Source organism: Maritalea sp. YIW29 (genome assembly GCF_057219265.1).
Genome location: NZ_JBXVVF010000001.1, coordinates 69,186 through 84,696, shown reverse-complemented (window position 1 = coordinate 84,696; position 15,511 = coordinate 69,186). Strand labels below are relative to the sequence as shown.

Annotated in this window: 14 protein-coding genes; 5 read left to right on the top strand and 9 right to left on the bottom strand. The window is 49.6% G+C overall.

Annotation, left to right across the window (positions count from 1 at the left end; all coding sequences use genetic code 11):
• Positions 1 to 21: 21 nt before the first annotated feature.
• Genes AC2D8L_RS00400 through AC2D8L_RS00390 form a run of 3 tightly spaced genes read left to right on the top strand, consistent with a single transcriptional unit; the run spans position 22 to position 2,864 of the window.
• A complete protein-coding gene (locus AC2D8L_RS00400; protein ID WP_484683473.1) occupies positions 22 to 1,140 on the top strand; it encodes an ABC transporter ATP-binding protein in 1,119 nt (372 codons plus the stop codon).
• 1 nt (position 1,141) lies between these two features.
• On the top strand, positions 1,142 to 2,005 hold the full coding sequence (locus AC2D8L_RS00395; protein WP_484683472.1) for an ABC transporter permease: 864 nt from the start codon (positions 1,142 to 1,144) through the stop codon (positions 2,003 to 2,005).
• A gap of 1 nt (position 2,006) precedes the next feature.
• Positions 2,007 to 2,864, top strand: coding sequence for an ABC transporter permease (locus tag AC2D8L_RS00390; protein ID WP_484683471.1), 858 nt, complete (start codon positions 2,007 to 2,009; stop codon positions 2,862 to 2,864).
• A 9-nt stretch (positions 2,865 to 2,873) separates the two neighbouring features.
• Here the strand turns inward: AC2D8L_RS00390 and AC2D8L_RS00385 are convergent, their stop codons facing one another.
• From AC2D8L_RS00385 to AC2D8L_RS00350, 8 genes are all read right to left on the bottom strand, one after another.
• Positions 2,874 to 3,770, bottom strand: coding sequence for a hypothetical protein (locus tag AC2D8L_RS00385; protein WP_484683470.1), 897 nt, complete (start codon positions 3,768 to 3,770; stop codon positions 2,874 to 2,876).
• Positions 3,771 to 3,889: 119 nt separating this feature from the next.
• A complete protein-coding gene (locus AC2D8L_RS00380) occupies positions 3,890 to 5,035 on the bottom strand; it encodes an iron-containing alcohol dehydrogenase (protein WP_484683469.1) in 1,146 nt (381 codons plus the stop codon).
• A gap of 6 nt (positions 5,036 to 5,041) precedes the next feature.
• Complete coding sequence (locus tag AC2D8L_RS00375) at positions 5,042 to 6,424, bottom strand: aldehyde dehydrogenase family protein (protein ID WP_484683468.1); 1,383 nt, start codon at positions 6,422 to 6,424, stop codon at positions 5,042 to 5,044.
• Position 6,425: 1 nt separating this feature from the next.
• A complete protein-coding gene (locus AC2D8L_RS00370) occupies positions 6,426 to 7,790 on the bottom strand; it encodes a glutamine synthetase family protein (protein WP_484683467.1) in 1,365 nt (454 codons plus the stop codon).
• An 87-nt stretch (positions 7,791 to 7,877) separates the two neighbouring features.
• Entirely contained in the window at positions 7,878 to 8,912 is a 1,035-nt protein-coding gene (locus AC2D8L_RS00365; protein ID WP_484683466.1) for a TRAP transporter substrate-binding protein, read from the bottom strand.
• 55 nt (positions 8,913 to 8,967) lie between these two features.
• Entirely contained in the window at positions 8,968 to 10,290 is a 1,323-nt protein-coding gene (locus tag AC2D8L_RS00360; protein WP_484683465.1) for a TRAP transporter large permease, read from the bottom strand.
• A complete protein-coding gene (locus AC2D8L_RS00355; RefSeq protein ID WP_484683464.1) occupies positions 10,291 to 10,785 on the bottom strand; it encodes a TRAP transporter small permease subunit in 495 nt (164 codons plus the stop codon).
• Between the two features lie 11 nt (positions 10,786 to 10,796).
• Positions 10,797 to 11,591: an N-formylglutamate amidohydrolase gene (locus AC2D8L_RS00350; protein ID WP_484683463.1), complete on the bottom strand. Its 795-nt coding sequence runs from the start codon at positions 11,589 to 11,591 to the stop codon at positions 10,797 to 10,799.
• A 120-nt stretch (positions 11,592 to 11,711) separates the two neighbouring features.
• Here AC2D8L_RS00350 and AC2D8L_RS00345 point away from each other — a divergent pair, with 120 nt between their 5' ends.
• Positions 11,712 to 12,584 (top strand): MurR/RpiR family transcriptional regulator, encoded by an 873-nt coding sequence (locus AC2D8L_RS00345; protein ID WP_484683462.1) that lies wholly within the window; start codon positions 11,712 to 11,714, stop codon positions 12,582 to 12,584.
• Here AC2D8L_RS00345 and AC2D8L_RS00340 read toward each other — a convergent pair.
• Positions 12,577 to 14,106, bottom strand: coding sequence for a DUF4153 domain-containing protein (locus AC2D8L_RS00340; protein ID WP_484683461.1), 1,530 nt, complete (start codon positions 14,104 to 14,106; stop codon positions 12,577 to 12,579). The two genes, AC2D8L_RS00345 and AC2D8L_RS00340, sit on opposite strands and share 8 nt — an antisense overlap.
• A 182-nt stretch (positions 14,107 to 14,288) precedes the next feature.
• Between AC2D8L_RS00340 and AC2D8L_RS00335 the strand changes: the two genes are divergently transcribed.
• Positions 14,289 to 15,506: a TIGR03862 family flavoprotein gene (locus AC2D8L_RS00335; RefSeq protein WP_484685129.1), complete on the top strand. Its 1,218-nt coding sequence runs from the start codon at positions 14,289 to 14,291 to the stop codon at positions 15,504 to 15,506.
• The last annotated feature ends 5 nt before the right edge of the window (positions 15,507 to 15,511 follow it).

The window sequence follows — 15,511 nt, the reverse complement described above, 5'->3', positions numbered from 1 at the left end:
TCTTCTATTGCCGGAGCAAACATGAACCCGTCTCAAGCCCAACCCAAATTTGACCTCGAATGTAAAAGCATCACCAAGAGTTTTGATGATTTCAAGGCTGTAAAAGACGTGAGCTTTAATGTGCCTACCGGCACGTTCTTTTCCATTCTTGGCCCTTCTGGATGCGGCAAAACTACACTTTTGCGCATGATTGCGGGCTTCCAAGAAGCAACGAGCGGGGACCTGCTGATCAAAGGCAAATCAATGATCGGCGTTCCGCCAAACAAACGCCCGGTTTCCATGGTGTTCCAACATCTTGCCCTGTTCCCAATGATGAATATTGAGGCAAATGTAGGCTTTGGTTTGCGTCAGCGTGGCGTGCCGCGCGAAGACATCGCCAAGCGGGTCGAAACAGTCCTTGAACGCGTCGGCCTGCCCGGCGTCGGGACGCGACAAATCAATCAACTTTCTGGTGGCCAAAAACAGCGTGTCGCCATCGCCCGCTGCATGGTGCTTGAACCAGATGTTCTGCTGCTAGACGAGCCGCTAGGCGCACTAGATCTAAAACTGCGCGAACATATGAAAATCGAGCTGAAAAAGCTCCAAACAGAATTCGGCACAACATTTGTTTACATCACCCATGACCAATCTGAGGCGCTTGTGATGAGCGACCAAATTGCTGTGATGAACCAAGGTGAATTTGAACAGGTTGGCACTGCCCGTGAACTCTACCATCAACCCAATACAGCTTTTGTTGCCGGGTTCGTTGGTGAAGCCAACAAATATAGCGCGACTGTGGATGCATCCTTCAACGATGCGGTGACGCTGGTTACCGCTGAAGGCATGGAAATAAAGGGCATCAGCCCCAATTCGAACCTTTCAAAAGGTGACAAGGCCGAAGTCTTCGTTCGGCCAGAAGCAGTGCGTCTTTCTGTTGAGGAAGACAAGTTCGGTGGCATTGAAAACTTAAACACCGGCATTGTTGAAAACATCCTGTTCAATGGCGCCAATAGCCACATCATCTTGCGCGAAGAGAAGTCCGGAGGCGAGATGAACGTCGCCATTCCTCAGACCGGTGAGTTTCGTGACCTAAATCGAGGCGACAAGGTTCATATCGGTTGGGAAGCGGCGCAGACAAGATGTTACGCAGTGGGCGCATAAGATGACGAACACGCAATCAAAACTCGGCCTTTATCTCTTGATGGCGCCTTTGATGCTGTGGCTTTTGCTGCTGATCATCATCCCGCATATTGGCATGTTCTTGGTATCGATCAGCGTAAAAACTGGCGTTCGTGAATATGTGACGGGCCTTGGCAATTATATGGTGTTCTTCACTGAGCCCCTATATTGGAACACATTCGCGCGCACGGCCTTTATGTCGATTTCTGCGACATTCCTCACGCTCATCATCGGGTTTCCGGTTGCCTATTACATTGCAAAATTGACCCGCGGTCGCACAAAAACCACCCTGTTTTTGATGTGCCTTATCCCATTTTGGGTAAGTGAGCTGGTGCGCACATTTGGCTGGATGATTTTGCTGCGCGAAACCGGCATTTTCTCAAGTCTTTTGCAATATTTGGGTATCGTTTCTGGCCCGGTTGAATTCCTGTATAATGACGCCTCAATTATGATCGGGTTGGTCTACACATCCATGCTATTCATGGTCGTACCGCTGGTCACAACGCTTGATAGTTTGGACGACAGTTTGATCGAGGCTGGATATGATTTGGGCGGAAACGGCATTTCTATTCTGCGCGAAATCATCATCCCCCACGCTATGCCCGGCATAGTTTCAGGCTGCATTGTGGTGTTCATGCTTTCGTTGGGCAATTACCTCACGCCAATACTGTTGGGTGGCAAGGATAGCCTCTGGTTCACCGGACTGATTTATAGCCAATTCATTACACGCTTCAACTGGGAGTTGGGCTCCGCCTTCGGCTTCCTTTTGTTGGCATTGTCATCGACCATTGTTTGGGTTGGGCTTAAACTGTCTCGCCAATCTCTAACTGACACAGTGGGGCGTTAAAATGATCGCAACAATCCCGCAATCAAAAGCCTTTGCTTGGACATATCGCGCCTACATCATTTTGTTCTTCGTCTATCTGGCGTTACCGCTAACAGTCGTTTGCGCATTCGCATTCAACGATAGCGTGTTTCCTTCCTTGCCATGGGATGGGTTCACATGGGCATGGTTCTTTGGCAATGAGGCTCCCTACATAGGCGTATTCAACGAACGTCCAATTATCCGTTCTATCGGCACATCACTGTTCGTTGCCTTCTGGGTATCTTTGCTGTCGATCGCGGTCGGCACAACAAACGCATTTTTGTTCGTGCGCTACGACTTTAAGTTCAAAGAACTTCTCTACATTTTGATGCTGCTACCACTCATCATTCCCGGCATCATTTTGGGCATCTCAATTTTGGTGTTTTCAAACACTGTCGCGAACAATTTGGAAAATGCGACAGGTCTTTGGTTTGATGGACTGCGCCCCGGCTTGCCAATGGTGATCCTTGGTCAATTCAGTTTCATCGCTACCTTTGCCACGTTGGTGATTTCAGCACGACTGGAGAAGTTCGACCGTTCATTGGAAGAGGCCGCGCTGAATTTGGGGGCGAGCAAATGGAGTGCCGTGCGTCAGATCACGTTGCCGTTTCTAATGCCAGCCATCGCCGGCGCCGCAGTTGTTGCTGTGCTGATGAGCTTTGAAAACTTCAACACAACATTGATGTTGGTCGGCTCAGACGCACCGCTCACGATCACCATGTTTGACCGGTTGAAGCAGGGTTCGACACCTGTATTGAACGCCGTATCTCTTCTGTTGATCGTAGTTTCAGCGCTGATCGGACTTGGCTCTTTATTGTTCCAAAAGAAGGCCGACGGCTAATCCTTAACCCTATCGGTTGAGCACGACACAATTGCGGGCACCTGCAAGTTTTGGCGTCCGGGTGGTGACTTGGACGCAGGAAGATAACTGGCGGTCCACATGCGGTTCTGCGACACGCTGTGAAAGTTCCAATTTCGACGAGCCACCCAGCACAATAAGGTCATCACTGTCGATAAAACATTGCGCTGCCTCACACGCCCAGCCATCTTCACTCGACTGTTTTAGCACCCTGCTTTCAATCATCACATCACCGACCAAAACGCTGTGGCGCAGTTGCGCGAAAGTTTTGGGCAGCAAATGCGCACCAACAACGCTGATTGAGCAATCGAAGCTTGCAAAGGATCCGTCAGACCGAACATCATTGCAGCTTTGCTTGATGGATAGACTTGCCTCAGGCGCATTCATGGCAACTGATTGACACTTAAGAGCCCGATCAGCGCCGCCCCCGACGATACGGAAACAACTTTGGATATCTCGCGTGTTGTTAGGGTTACGCAGCAAAATCTCAGAATGGAAAACCGTTTCACTATTAGCGGCGTTGAAATCTTCGCTTTTTATGAAGCACCCATGAGCTGGCGGTTGTGGCGCACCTTGAGACACACATTGCCAATCTTGTTCCGACGAAAAATCTGTATCCACCTTCTTCGCATCCGGAATCGTAGCTGGCAAACTAACATCATAGCCGGGGCGAATATGGTATTGCAGCGAGAGCTTTTCACCGGGTGCCATTTGCGGAGCAGAGATCTTCACATCACAGCTGATTAGAGCAAAGCCCTGCTCATCAATAACCGGATTGGCACAATTTTGTTCGGCAACAGGCACTTGCTCGGCAATCGCCATACCTTGAAATTGCAAAGCCCAAATCGCAGCGAACAACGTAACCCAAATAACTGATTTTTGCCGCATGCCGAGCCCCGCTATCCAACTTCCCCATATTTCAGCATCAAGCGAATAGGCATTGCAAACAAAAAAAGCTGGCCCAAAAGAGCCAGCTCAAGTTGAACCGCATTAGGAACGGCTAGGGATTAGAAACAGGCTTTCAAAAGTTCAAGCGTGTTATCGTAATTCATTTCAACCGGATTGCCGCCTGTGCTTGGGTCTTGAAGGGCGGAATTGGTCAGTTTTTGCAGATCAGGGTCCGTCACACCCAACTCGGTAAGGTTTTTTGGAACGCCAAGGCTGTCATTGAGTTCGCCGATATAGGCATAAAAACCTTCATAACCGCCTTCAATGCCAAGATAGTTCGCCGCTTGTGTCAAACGATCTTCAACCGCTGGGCGGTTAAATGTCAGCACAGGCTGCATCACCACCGCATTGGTGGTGCCGTGGTGCGTGTTATGTACGGCGCCGATTGGGTGCGACAGGGCGTGGATTGCCCCTAAGCCCTTTTGGAACGCAGTTGACCCCATTGCAGCGGCTGACATCATATGTGCGCGGGCTTCAATGTCAGACCCATCCGCATAAGCGCGCGGCAAATATTCTTTCACCAACCGCATACCTTCAAGCGCAATACCTTGGCTCATCGGATGATAATGGGGCGAGCAAAAGGCTTCCAAACAATGCGCAAATGCATCCATCCCCGTACCTGACGTGATGAAGGCCGGCATACCCACAGAAAGTTCTGGATCACAAATCACGACTGACGGCAAAATCTTTGGATGGAAGATGATCTTCTTCTCGTGGGTCACCGAGTTGGTAATAATCGAGGCTCGACCAACCTCGGACCCAGTACCCGCGGTGGTTGGCACCGCAACGATCGGCGCAATGCCATCAACATCGGCCCTTGTCCACCAGTCGCCAACATCTTCAAAGTCCCAAAGCGGACGCGTTTGCCCGGACATGAAGGCAATGACTTTACCCAAATCGAGCGCTGACCCGCCGCCAAAGGCAATCACACCATCATGCCCACCTTCGCGATATTGCTTGAGGCCCGCTTCCGCGTTCAACTCGCTTGGATTTGGATCAACTTCAGAGAACATCGCCCCGCCAAGGCCTGCGGCCTCCAGCAGGTCAAGCGTGTTGGTTGTTATGGGCAGTTTAGCTAGCCCTTTGTCGCTCACCAACAACGGCTTCTTAATGCCAACAGCAGCACATGCATCTGCAATCTCTGAGATACGGCCTGCGCCAAATCGAATTGGGGTTGGATAATTCCAATTTCCTTGCAACAACATTACGCGTTACGCCTTCTTTAGATGGTATGATTTTGGACGGGTGAGATTATGATAGCCGATCACAGAAAGGCCACCGCCACGTCCGGTGTTTTTGCAACCTGTCCAGCAAAGAGCCGGATCAAGATAGTCCGCACGGTTCATAAACACCGTTCCGGTTTCGATTGCTTGGCCGACTTGACGCGCACGCTCAATGTCTTTGGTCCATAAAGATGCCGTAAGCCCAAATTCACTATCATTCATCAATTGGATCGCTTCAGCGTCATCCTTGACCTTCATGATGCCAACAACAGGACCAAAGCTCTCGTCCCGCATTACACGCATGGAGTGATCTACATTCACCAAGATTTGCGGCATCAGATATGCGCCGCCATCATCTTCAGGGAACAGAGCTGGATCGATTAAGGGTTTAGCGCCCGCAGTAATCGCCTCGCTTACCTGCGCCCTCACCTCGTCCGCAAACCGCTTATGCGCCATTGGCCCAATGGTGGTTTCTTTATCCAACGGATTACCCAGCTTGTAGCCTGAAACAATTTTCACCGCCTTCTCGACAAACCCGTCAAACAGGCTTTCAGCCACATAAATACGTTCAATTCCACAGCAACATTGGCCCGAGTTAAACATCGCGCCATCAATCAGTGTGTCCACAGCTGCATCAACATCGGCATCGTCCATCACATAGCCCGGATCTTTACCGCCAAGCTCTGTCCCCACACCGGTGAAGGTGCCCGCAGCGGCGCGTTCCATTGCTTGTCCGCCCCCAACAGAGCCCGTAAAATTCACAAAGCCAAATGACTTCGCTGCAATGAGTGAAGACGTTGTGTCGTGACTTAAAAATACATTTTGGAAAACATCTTTTGGAATGCCAATCGCATGGAAAGCCTCAGCCATCCGTTCGCCCACCAACAATGTTTGTGACGCATGTTTAAGCATCACTGTGTTGCCAGCGATCAAAGCTGGGGCCACAGAGTTAATGGCTGTCATAAAGGGATAGTTCCAAGGCGCAACAACCAGCACCACGCCATGGGGCACACGCTCGATATAGCGGTTAAAGCTGCCACTATCCTCAACTTCTATTGGCGCTAAAGCATCAGGTGCAATTTTCGCCATGTGAGAAGCACGCTCGTTAAAGCCACCAAACTCGCCGCCATAACGCACAGGACGGCCCATCTGCCAAGCCAGTTCTTCAACCACTTGGTCATTCATCTCACCGACTTTTTTAACGCCAGCTTGAACAAGGGCAATACGCTCATCCAGTGGACGTGCAGCCCATGTCTTTTGTGCCGCAGATGCGGCGTCAACCGCAGCCTTTGCTTCGCTCTCGCTCAGCAAATCACGCTCAGCATAGATCGACCCATCAATGGGAGAAATACATGTAACATTGTCTGTCATTTTAGGCTCTTTCAAATCCCCGGGCGATCTCATAATCCGTCACCACCCGGTCAAACTCTTCCTGTTCCCATTCCGCTGCGCGCACATAATGGGCCACAACTTCATCGCCAAACGCCTCGCGCAACATCTTAGACCCTTTAAGGGTCACGGCTGCATCGCGAAGTGTTTGTGGAATTTCTCCTGCACCTTCATCAGCATAAACGTCGCCAGCCGTGGGTGGCGCCAGTTCAAGCTTTTCTTCAATGCCCTTTATGCCAGCAGCCAACTGAGCGGCCTGCGCAAGATAAGGGTTGAGATCCGAACCGCCAATTCGACATTCAACACGAATTGCCTTTGTGCCATCACCACATAGTCGGAAACCCGCTGTGCGATTATCCACAGACCACACCGTTTTGGTCGGCGCAAATGTACCTTTTTGGAAACGCTTATAGCTATTGATATAAGGCGCCAGAAAGTAGGTATATTCAGGCGCATACTTAATCAAACCCGCCATGTAATGGCGCATCAAATCAGACATGCCCAATTCAGCATCTGGATCAAAGAACACATTGGCCCCATCTTTCCAAAGCGATTGATGGACATGAGAAGAGCTCCCGACCCGCTCATGATGCCATTTGGGCAAAAAGGTAGCCGCATGCCCTTGCTGCCAAGCAATTTCCTTGATCGCATGTTTGGCGATTGTGTGATGGTCCGCGCAATCAAGTGCTTCACCATAGCGAATATTGAGTTCTTCTTGGCCCGCTTCCGCCTCACCTTTGGAGTTCTCAATCGGAATGCCCGCCGCATAAAGATGATTGCGCAAGGGTCGCATCACCACTTCTTCTTTGGTGGTTTGCAGGATATGATAATCTTCATTGTAACCGCTGATTGGTTTCAAATCACGAAAGCCGGATTTGCGCACCTCATCAAAGCTGTTCTCAAACAAAAAGAACTCAAGCTCTGTTGCCATCATCGCGGATACGCCCAGCTCATTCAGCCGCGAAATTTGCTTTTTGAGCATCGCACGAGGTGAATGAGAAATTTCTTCATGTGTATGATGATCAAGCACATCACACAAAACCATTGCTGTACCTTCAAGCCAAGGAACGGGCCGCAATGTGGAAAGGTCGGGCTTCATCACATAGTCGCCATAACCGGACTGCCAGCTGGTTGCGGCATAGCCTTCAACCGTGAACATCTCCAAGTCAGTTGCCAATAAATAATTGCAACAATGGGTCTCTTCCCAAGCGCTGTTTACAAAATGAGCGCCATGAAATCGCTTGCCCATTAGACGTCCCTGCATGTCAGGAAACATCACCAATACGGTATCAATTTCACCGCTTGCGACTTGGCTTTTTAGTGTTTCAAAAGATAGATTTCCTGGCATATCGACGTCCAATTAGATCGAGTTCATTTAGGAAAGAACTGTAAAGGAAAATGTCTCGGAACCACAATCGGCCCCGAGACGGTATTCTTAGCTGTAACGATACGGACGCCCAGCTTTGGTCATGTCCGCATTGTACTTTTTGAAAATTTCCACAACTTTAGCCTTGGTTGGAGATTCTGCAGCGATCTCATCCCAGAACTTAAGCGCAGCATTTTCAACTGTTGCCCATTCCTCATCAGGAATTGAAGTTAATTCCATCTTTGGACCATTTACCCGCAGCGATGCTTCACCACCCCAGTACCACCATTGACGATAATAGTGTGAGCTATCCATTGCCAATTGCAGCAACTGCTTCAAATGGTCAGGTAGTTCATTGTAGCGATCCATATTTGCAAAGAACGAACCAGCCCACGCACCAGAAATATTGTTGGTGAGGAAGTAGTTTGTTACGTCTGCCCAGCCAACTGTGTAATCTTCTGTGATGCCGGACCATGCGATACCATCAAGCTCGCCGGTTTGCACCGCGACCTCAATATCTTCCCAAGGAAGCGTTACAGGAACAACACCAAACTGGCTTAAGAAACGACCGGCCGTTGGGAACGTAAACACGCGCTTGCCCTTAAGATCGGCAAGGCTGCGGATTGGGTCTTTGGTCGCAAAGTGACATGGGTCCCAAGCGCCAGCAGACAAATGTTTCACGCCAACTTTTGAATATTCTTCATCCCAAATCTCGTTTAAACCATATTGGTTGAACAATACTGGCACGTCGAGCGAATAACGGCTTGCAAACGGGAAATAGCCACCAAACACGGTCACTTCGGTTGGTGATGCCATTGAATCATCGTCTGATTGAACCGCATCGATTGTTCCTTTTTGCATGGCTCGGAACAATTCACCAGTTGGTACCAATTGATCGGCGTAGAACAATTCAATTTCCATCTCATCGCCTGCAACTTTGTTGAAGGCATCAATGGCTGGTTTCACCACATGTTCGCCCAAAGCTGAGCCAGCATAGGTTTGCATCCGCCATCGGATTTTGGATTGCGCTATCGCCGGAGTGGCCAGAGCGGCGGCCGGGGCTGCAAGTGCGGCGCCGGTCAAAAACTTACGTCTAGTCGTCATTTCTTTCTCCTCGTTTATGCAGTTCGAGCCCAATTTTCTTGGGTCTTTTATATCGTTACTTTCCGTAGACTGCGTTGGGTAACCAGAGTGCAATCTGTGGGAACAAAATTATGAGTGTGAGCGCAAAGAGCATCACCAAGACGAATGGCAAAATCGAGCCATAAATGTCTTTCAGTGTAATCTCAGGTGGTGCCATGGCGCGCATCAAAAACAGGTTGTAACCAAACGGCGGTGTCATATAGGCGATTTGAGTGGTGATCGTGTAGAGCACACCGTACCAAATCAGGTCAAAGCCAAGCACTTTGACAAGCGGAACATAAAGCGGCGCAACAATCACCAACATAGCGGTGTCATCAAGGAACGTGCCCATAATCAAGAATGACAGCTGCATCAAAATCAAGATGACCCATGGGTTCAAGCCCAACTGATCAGTGAACAGATTGTCGATGGCCCGCACCGCGCCAAGTCCATCAAACACTGCACCAAACCCAAGCGCCGCTAGGATAATCCACATAAACATGCATGAAATCAGAAGCGTCTGGCGGACCGATACTTCAAATACTTGGCGGTTCATACGCCCTTTCAGGATGGCTGCAACAAAAGCCGTCATCGCGCCGATCGCGGAACTTTCCACAAGGCTTGTCCAACCATTGATAAAGGGCACCATCATCGCCGCAAAAATAGTGAGCGGCAAAAGTCCTGCACCCAGCAGGCGCACCTTTTCACCCATGGGCACTTCGCGTTCTTCCTTGGGCAAAACGGGCCCGAGTTCAGGCTGAATTTTGCACCGTATGTATATGTAAAGAATGAAAAGTGCCGCCATCAATAGGCCAGGAAAAACACCAGCCAACCAAAGCTGGCCAACCGGCTGCCGAGCAATCATTGCATAAAGAACCAGCACAACCGAAGGCGGCACTAAAATGCCGAGGGAGGACCCGGCTTGTATAACTCCAGTGACCATGCGTTTATCGTATCCACGGCGCAGCAATTCGGGCAGCGCAATTGTCGCGCCGATTGCCATTCCAGCAACCGAAAGACCATTCATGGCGGAAACAAGCACCATCAAACCGATCGTACCGATTGCCAGCCCGCCATGTACCGGGCCCATCCAAACATGGAACATCTTATAAAGATCGTCAGCAATCTTACTTTCAGACAGGATGTAGCCCATGAAAATGAACATGGGCAGCGTCAAAAGCGGGTACCATTTCATCAACTTCATCGCAGACGAAAAGGGGATATCAGAACCACCTGTGCCCCACAGGAACAGCGCAGCAATGGCCGCAACCGCGCCAATGGCCGCGAAGACGCGCTGTCCGGTGAACATCATCAACATCATCGATGCGAACATGAAAATGGCGATCATTTCATAAGACATTTACAGGTCCACTCCCTTGAGTGTCGCAATGTCTTTGAACAGTTCAGAGATTGATTGCAGGAGCATCATAAGGATGCCGAAACACATGATGATTTTGATCGGCCAGAGATAGGGGCGCCAAGCCGTTGGACTGCGCTCGCCATATTGGAAGGAATAGCTGGTGCTGTCGTATGCCCCGTACAACATGACGCCAAGATAGAAAATGAGGAACAGCACAGTGATCGCGTCGATCTGCGCCTTCTTTTTGTCAGACCATGCGCCATAGAACAGATCCATGCGCACATGCGAGCCCTGTTGCATTGAGTATGGCCCACCCAACACATAATAGGAAACCATGGCGAACTGTGCCACCTCTAAGGTCCACAATGATGGGAGGAAAAATGTCTTAGAAATTGAAGACCACAGCAAAATGGCGACCATGACGAATATGAAATACATCATTATACGGCCCATTCGGTAGTTCACCGCATCAACAACACGAACATATTTCCCCATGAACGGATACATCAGCTCGCCCCCGCCGCTTCATTGGCTTCAAGCCGCGCCAGAGACGACAGAACCAACTCAGTCAGCATCTTGGCAATGGCTTCTTGCTGGTCCGAGGTCTTGATCAAGTCGTTTCGAACTTCAATCATCACATTGTGCAAGCCGTTCTCAACCCCGTGCTTCTTCAGCGTATAAGTGACCCCATCTTCAGGACCATATGGCTTGTTGAGTGCAAATTTGAACTGATCGTATTTTGATGATTGAGCCATCATTTCTTTCGCAAGCCGTTGATCACTGTCGCAAAGAATGCCGATTTCCGTGTCACGCTTGCCACCTTTGTAAACAGGGGTGAAGCTATGAATGGTCACAATGACCGCATTGTCTTTATGCCAACGGATCGTCTTTGTAACCATGTCAGAAAACGGCACGAAACAACGCTCAACGCGCTCTTGATAGTCTTCGCCTGAAAGCGCAACGTTCCCCGGCACATCAAAAATCTCACTTCTCGCCGGAACGGCATCGATGGCTTCGGGTGGACGATTACAATCATAAATCAGCCGAGATACTTTCCCCAATATGGCTTGAGCATCGAGACGCTCACCCATGTTTAAAGTCACCTCACGCGCGCCAGGGTCCCAAGCAATATGAGAACTCTTGAGATCGTCGCCTAGGCCGAGATCAGAAAACTGGGATGGGATGCGATTGGACGCATGCTCACAGATTAGCAGCACGCGTGACTGTCCGTCTGCGTTTATCAGCTCCACCGCCTCAAACATTTCTTCGCGCATATTTGCTCGTTCTGTAGAAAAATTCACAATCACTCCTCGTTTGTACATTTTTCTTCAAAAACAATTCACTTGTCAATATCGTTTCTGAAAGTTTTTCTTCATATTTGGTCAGATTGTTGATAAACGGGGAGAAATGGAGAATTAACAGTGGCCGAAAGTACCAGCACCGTCGCAGAACTGCTCCAAGGTAAGTTCGACCATTTGACGAGAGCAGAACGTCAACTCTCTCATTATCTCATGGAGAATTATCCAGTTTCAGGCTTGGGTTCGATTACTGCTGTCGCCAAAGGCGCAGGTGTTTCAACACCCACCGTCGCACGGTTGGTGCAAAAACTAGGCTTTAAAGGATTTCCCAGCTTTCAAGCCGCTTTGCGCAAAGAAGTCGAAGCCACCATTTCTGACCCGATTGCCAAGCACGACACTTGGGTTGATCAAGCACCAGACGAGCATATCGTGAATAAATTTGCAGATGCGGTGCTTGAAAATGTGCGCCATTCCCTAGGGCAGTTGGACATTGAGACGTTCGAGAGCGCGTGTGAATTGCTGGCGGATACAGACAAGCCACTTTTTGTAGTGGGTGGCCGTATCACCCGCTCGCTTGCTGACTATTTCTTCTTGCATATGCAAGTTTTGCGCAAAGACGTGACCCATATTCAGGCCATTTCAAATGCTTGGCCGCACTACCTACTCGACATCAAAAAGGACGATGTTGTGGTCATTTTTGATGTACGAAGGTACGAAACATCGACGCTAAAACTCGCAGAAATGGCCGCCGAAGCCGGTGCAAAAATCATACTCTTCACCGATCAATGGCTTTCGCCCATTGCCAAACTGGCAGATCACACATTCAGCCTTAAGATCGTCGTCCCTTCGGCTTGGGACAGCTCGGTCACCACCATGCTGTTGATCGAGACCATCATCGCCGATGTTCAACAACGCACCTGGCCTGAAACCCGTGCGCGGATGGAAGAACTTGAAGTAATGTTCGACAAAACCCGGTTCTTCAGAAAATTCACTTAGTTCGAAGTTTTAACTCAAATGCCTCACCATTTAGCATGACAGCGTGCCTTTGCTGGCGCAAATGCCAACAACGCCAATCTTTACATTCCAAATTGGCTTGCTTACTCAACCGTCGCCTATGACGACCTAGTCGGTTGAACGAAATAATTGAAAACTTGTCGTGAGCCGTCAACGCTTTGTGGATCGCAGGCGCCGCACCCGGCCCAAACCGTTCCAAGTAGGCCACATCCAGCCGCTGCCCTGTGCCGGAAATTTCTAAACTATTTTGGACATTATAGTCAGCGATAACATTGTCAAAATCGGTCATCGCCGCGCCAAAAAACACCACAACAACGACCATCCAATTTATGTTGATCAACCATCGGTTTCCCTTATTTTTCGCAACGCGGAAAACAATCGAACAAAGACCAAAAATGATCATGACCATCCATATGCCAGCGGCAAAACGCAGACCGGTTAGGGAATATTCTTGAACATAAATTTGCAATCGATAGAGCGCGGAGGCTACCAGAAGCATGTTTTGAAGGACCCAAAGGTAGATCAACGCTTTAATCAATGGAGATTTTTCACCTGGCCCATTTTCCCGCATCGCGATGAGGATAAATGCGATGGCCAACAGCGCCGTCGCCAACAATGGATAAGCCCCGCGATGGGCGTACTCGGCAAACGATATGCCGTTTGGCAAAGATTGCTGACCCCAAAGAAAGATCAAATCCGTCGAGGTTTGCACCAGAAACAAGAGATTAAACAGCACCAATGAATTCAGAATGGCCCCGTGTTGAAACACAGAATGCCAACGCGGCGGGGTCTGTGGAGCGGCATCGTCATGTTGCAATTTGTGTTTTGCAACTATGCGCCGTCCCAAGAAAGCAACAACAACCAGCACGGTCGAAATCCAAAAGAGAGGCCGCAATATATCAATACTAAACGTCCCGCTGATGAAGATAGAAATATCAATTGACTGCTGAATAAGCGGGTTGGCTTGCGCAAACAGAAAAAGGAAAATTCCACCAAGCCCAATTGGCACGATCCAATTCAAACTATCCGACATTGATGGCCAGCGCAGCAATAGGAGTGGGAGCCGAACTATCCGTACCAACTCATCAAACATGACCTGGGGCATTTGAACAAAGAAAGGGCTTAAGTCAGCATTGTAAAACTTGCCGGTCACCGGGCCAGAACAACAGGTCGACAAGGTCGCCAACCCATATAGCGCAACGACCATGCCAAAGATGCTTGGCGCTTCCAAAAGCGGCAATGAACAGAGGAAGCAAAACAACCATGCACTGACCCAAAGCACACGATTAACGCGCCAATCCCGCATCACAACAACGGCGATGGAAAGTGCCTGACATACGATAAACAGATTTAGACCTCTGCCATGCCCAAACAGTAAGAAGTCAAACGCCCAGACCAGACACAAAATCAGCGGATACTTGATTATCGCTTTCAGCAGCGACGCCTTTTCCAGCTCACGATCTATTGTTGGTGTCCGAGAAGTAGTAAAATGAGTATCAGTCATAAAATTGCCCCAAACATTAAATATGTGGCGATTATTCATGCAATTCGGTGGAAACTAAGCCCAAATAGGGATTTTTTCTGGTCAAAATATTGGCGAATTCTTGACGGGATCACACCAGCAAGCGTCTCGCTGGAGTTAGAGTGCTGTTGCCTGAGCCAGGAACATGTGCGAACAACCCATCCATGGAAAACAAGAAACAAGTCGCCATTATCGGGGCCGGGCCAGCGGGACTAGCTGCCGCTGAAGTGCTAATAGGCAGCGATTGCGCGGTTACCATTTATGATGCGATGCCGTCGCCGGCGCGAAAGTTTCTTTGGGCAGGAAAGTCTGGGCTCAACTTAACCCACTCGGAGCCGTTTGATGCGTTCAAAAAACGGTTTGGCTTAGCTTCCGCTCATCTCCACGCGGCATTAAACAAGTTCACGCCGACCGATATTCAAAACTGGGCAGATCAGCTGGAGGCACAAACATTTGTCGGGTCGTCGGGTCGCATCTTCCCCAAGGCCATGAAAGCATCGCCGCTTTTGCGCAATTGGCTGCATCGGCTGGATAAAGGGGGCATTACCCTCAAAACGAAACATAAATGGCTCGGATATGAGGGTGAAAAACTGAAATTTGACACCCCAGCTGGTGAGCTACTCATCTCCCCGGACGTCACAATATTGGCCTTGGGCGGCGCATCTTATGCAAAACTAGGTTCCAACGCGAAGTGGGTTGATTGGCTTGAAAGAGCTGGGATTACGGTCGCACCATTCCGCCCATCAAACTGTGGATTTGATGTGAACTGGAGCCAACATTTTGTCGAAAAATTTTCGGGAGAGCCGATCAAAAATGTCGTGGTTTCGTCAAATGTGGGATCGATTGAAGGAGAGTTTGTTGTCAACAAAACCGGCATTGAGGGCAGTCTGATTTATGCACACGCCGCTGCCATTCGAGATCAATTGGAGACCGACGGGCAAGCATCGATTGCCATCGACCTCGTGCCGAACAGGACCAACGAAACGCTCAAGGCAGCGCTTGAAAAGCAAAACCCAAAACAAAGCTTATCCAACCGCCTGCGCAAGGGCGCGCGACTAACCGGTGCAAAAGCTGCATTGGTGCGCGAACTATATCCTGAAGCTGCAAAAGCCGATGCCGAGCAACTAGCTGCGAATATTAAATCACTGAATTTGCGGGTGCTCGCCCCTCGCCCAATTGACGAAGCAATTTCCACGGCAGGCGGCATTGAATGGGCCGAGATCGACGCAGAATATATGCTCAAAAAGCGACCCGGTACGTTCGTTGCTGGCGAAATGATCGATTGGGAAGCACCAACGGGAGGCTATTTGCTCAGTGCCTGTTTAGCGACGGGCAGAGCGGCAGGAATTGGCGCAGCCAATTGGCTGCGCCAAACAAGCTAACGCAA

Excerpts from the sequence above, each read along its gene's own strand:
- AC2D8L_RS00400 (WP_484683473.1), top strand. The coding sequence starts at position 22 with ATGAACCCGTCTCAAGCCCAACCCAAATTTGACCTCGAATGTAAAAGC.
- AC2D8L_RS00395 (WP_484683472.1), top strand. The coding sequence starts at position 1,142 with ATGACGAACACGCAATCAAAACTCGGCCTTTATCTCTTGATGGCGCCT.
- AC2D8L_RS00390 (WP_484683471.1), top strand. The coding sequence starts at position 2,007 with ATGATCGCAACAATCCCGCAATCAAAAGCCTTTGCTTGGACATATCGC.
- AC2D8L_RS00385 (WP_484683470.1), bottom strand. The coding sequence starts at position 3,770 with ATGCGGCAAAAATCAGTTATTTGGGTTACGTTGTTCGCTGCGATTTGG.
- AC2D8L_RS00380 (WP_484683469.1), bottom strand. The coding sequence starts at position 5,035 with ATGTTGTTGCAAGGAAATTGGAATTATCCAACCCCAATTCGATTTGGC.
- AC2D8L_RS00375 (WP_484683468.1), bottom strand. The coding sequence starts at position 6,424 with ATGACAGACAATGTTACATGTATTTCTCCCATTGATGGGTCGATCTAT.
- AC2D8L_RS00370 (WP_484683467.1), bottom strand. The coding sequence starts at position 7,790 with ATGCCAGGAAATCTATCTTTTGAAACACTAAAAAGCCAAGTCGCAAGC.
- AC2D8L_RS00365 (WP_484683466.1), bottom strand. The coding sequence starts at position 8,912 with ATGACGACTAGACGTAAGTTTTTGACCGGCGCCGCACTTGCAGCCCCG.
- AC2D8L_RS00360 (WP_484683465.1), bottom strand. The coding sequence starts at position 10,290 with ATGTCTTATGAAATGATCGCCATTTTCATGTTCGCATCGATGATGTTG.
- AC2D8L_RS00355 (WP_484683464.1), bottom strand. The coding sequence starts at position 10,785 with ATGGGGAAATATGTTCGTGTTGTTGATGCGGTGAACTACCGAATGGGC.
- AC2D8L_RS00340 (WP_484683461.1), bottom strand. The coding sequence starts at position 14,106 with ATGACTGATACTCATTTTACTACTTCTCGGACACCAACAATAGATCGT.
- AC2D8L_RS00335 (WP_484685129.1), top strand. The coding sequence starts at position 14,289 with ATGGAAAACAAGAAACAAGTCGCCATTATCGGGGCCGGGCCAGCGGGA.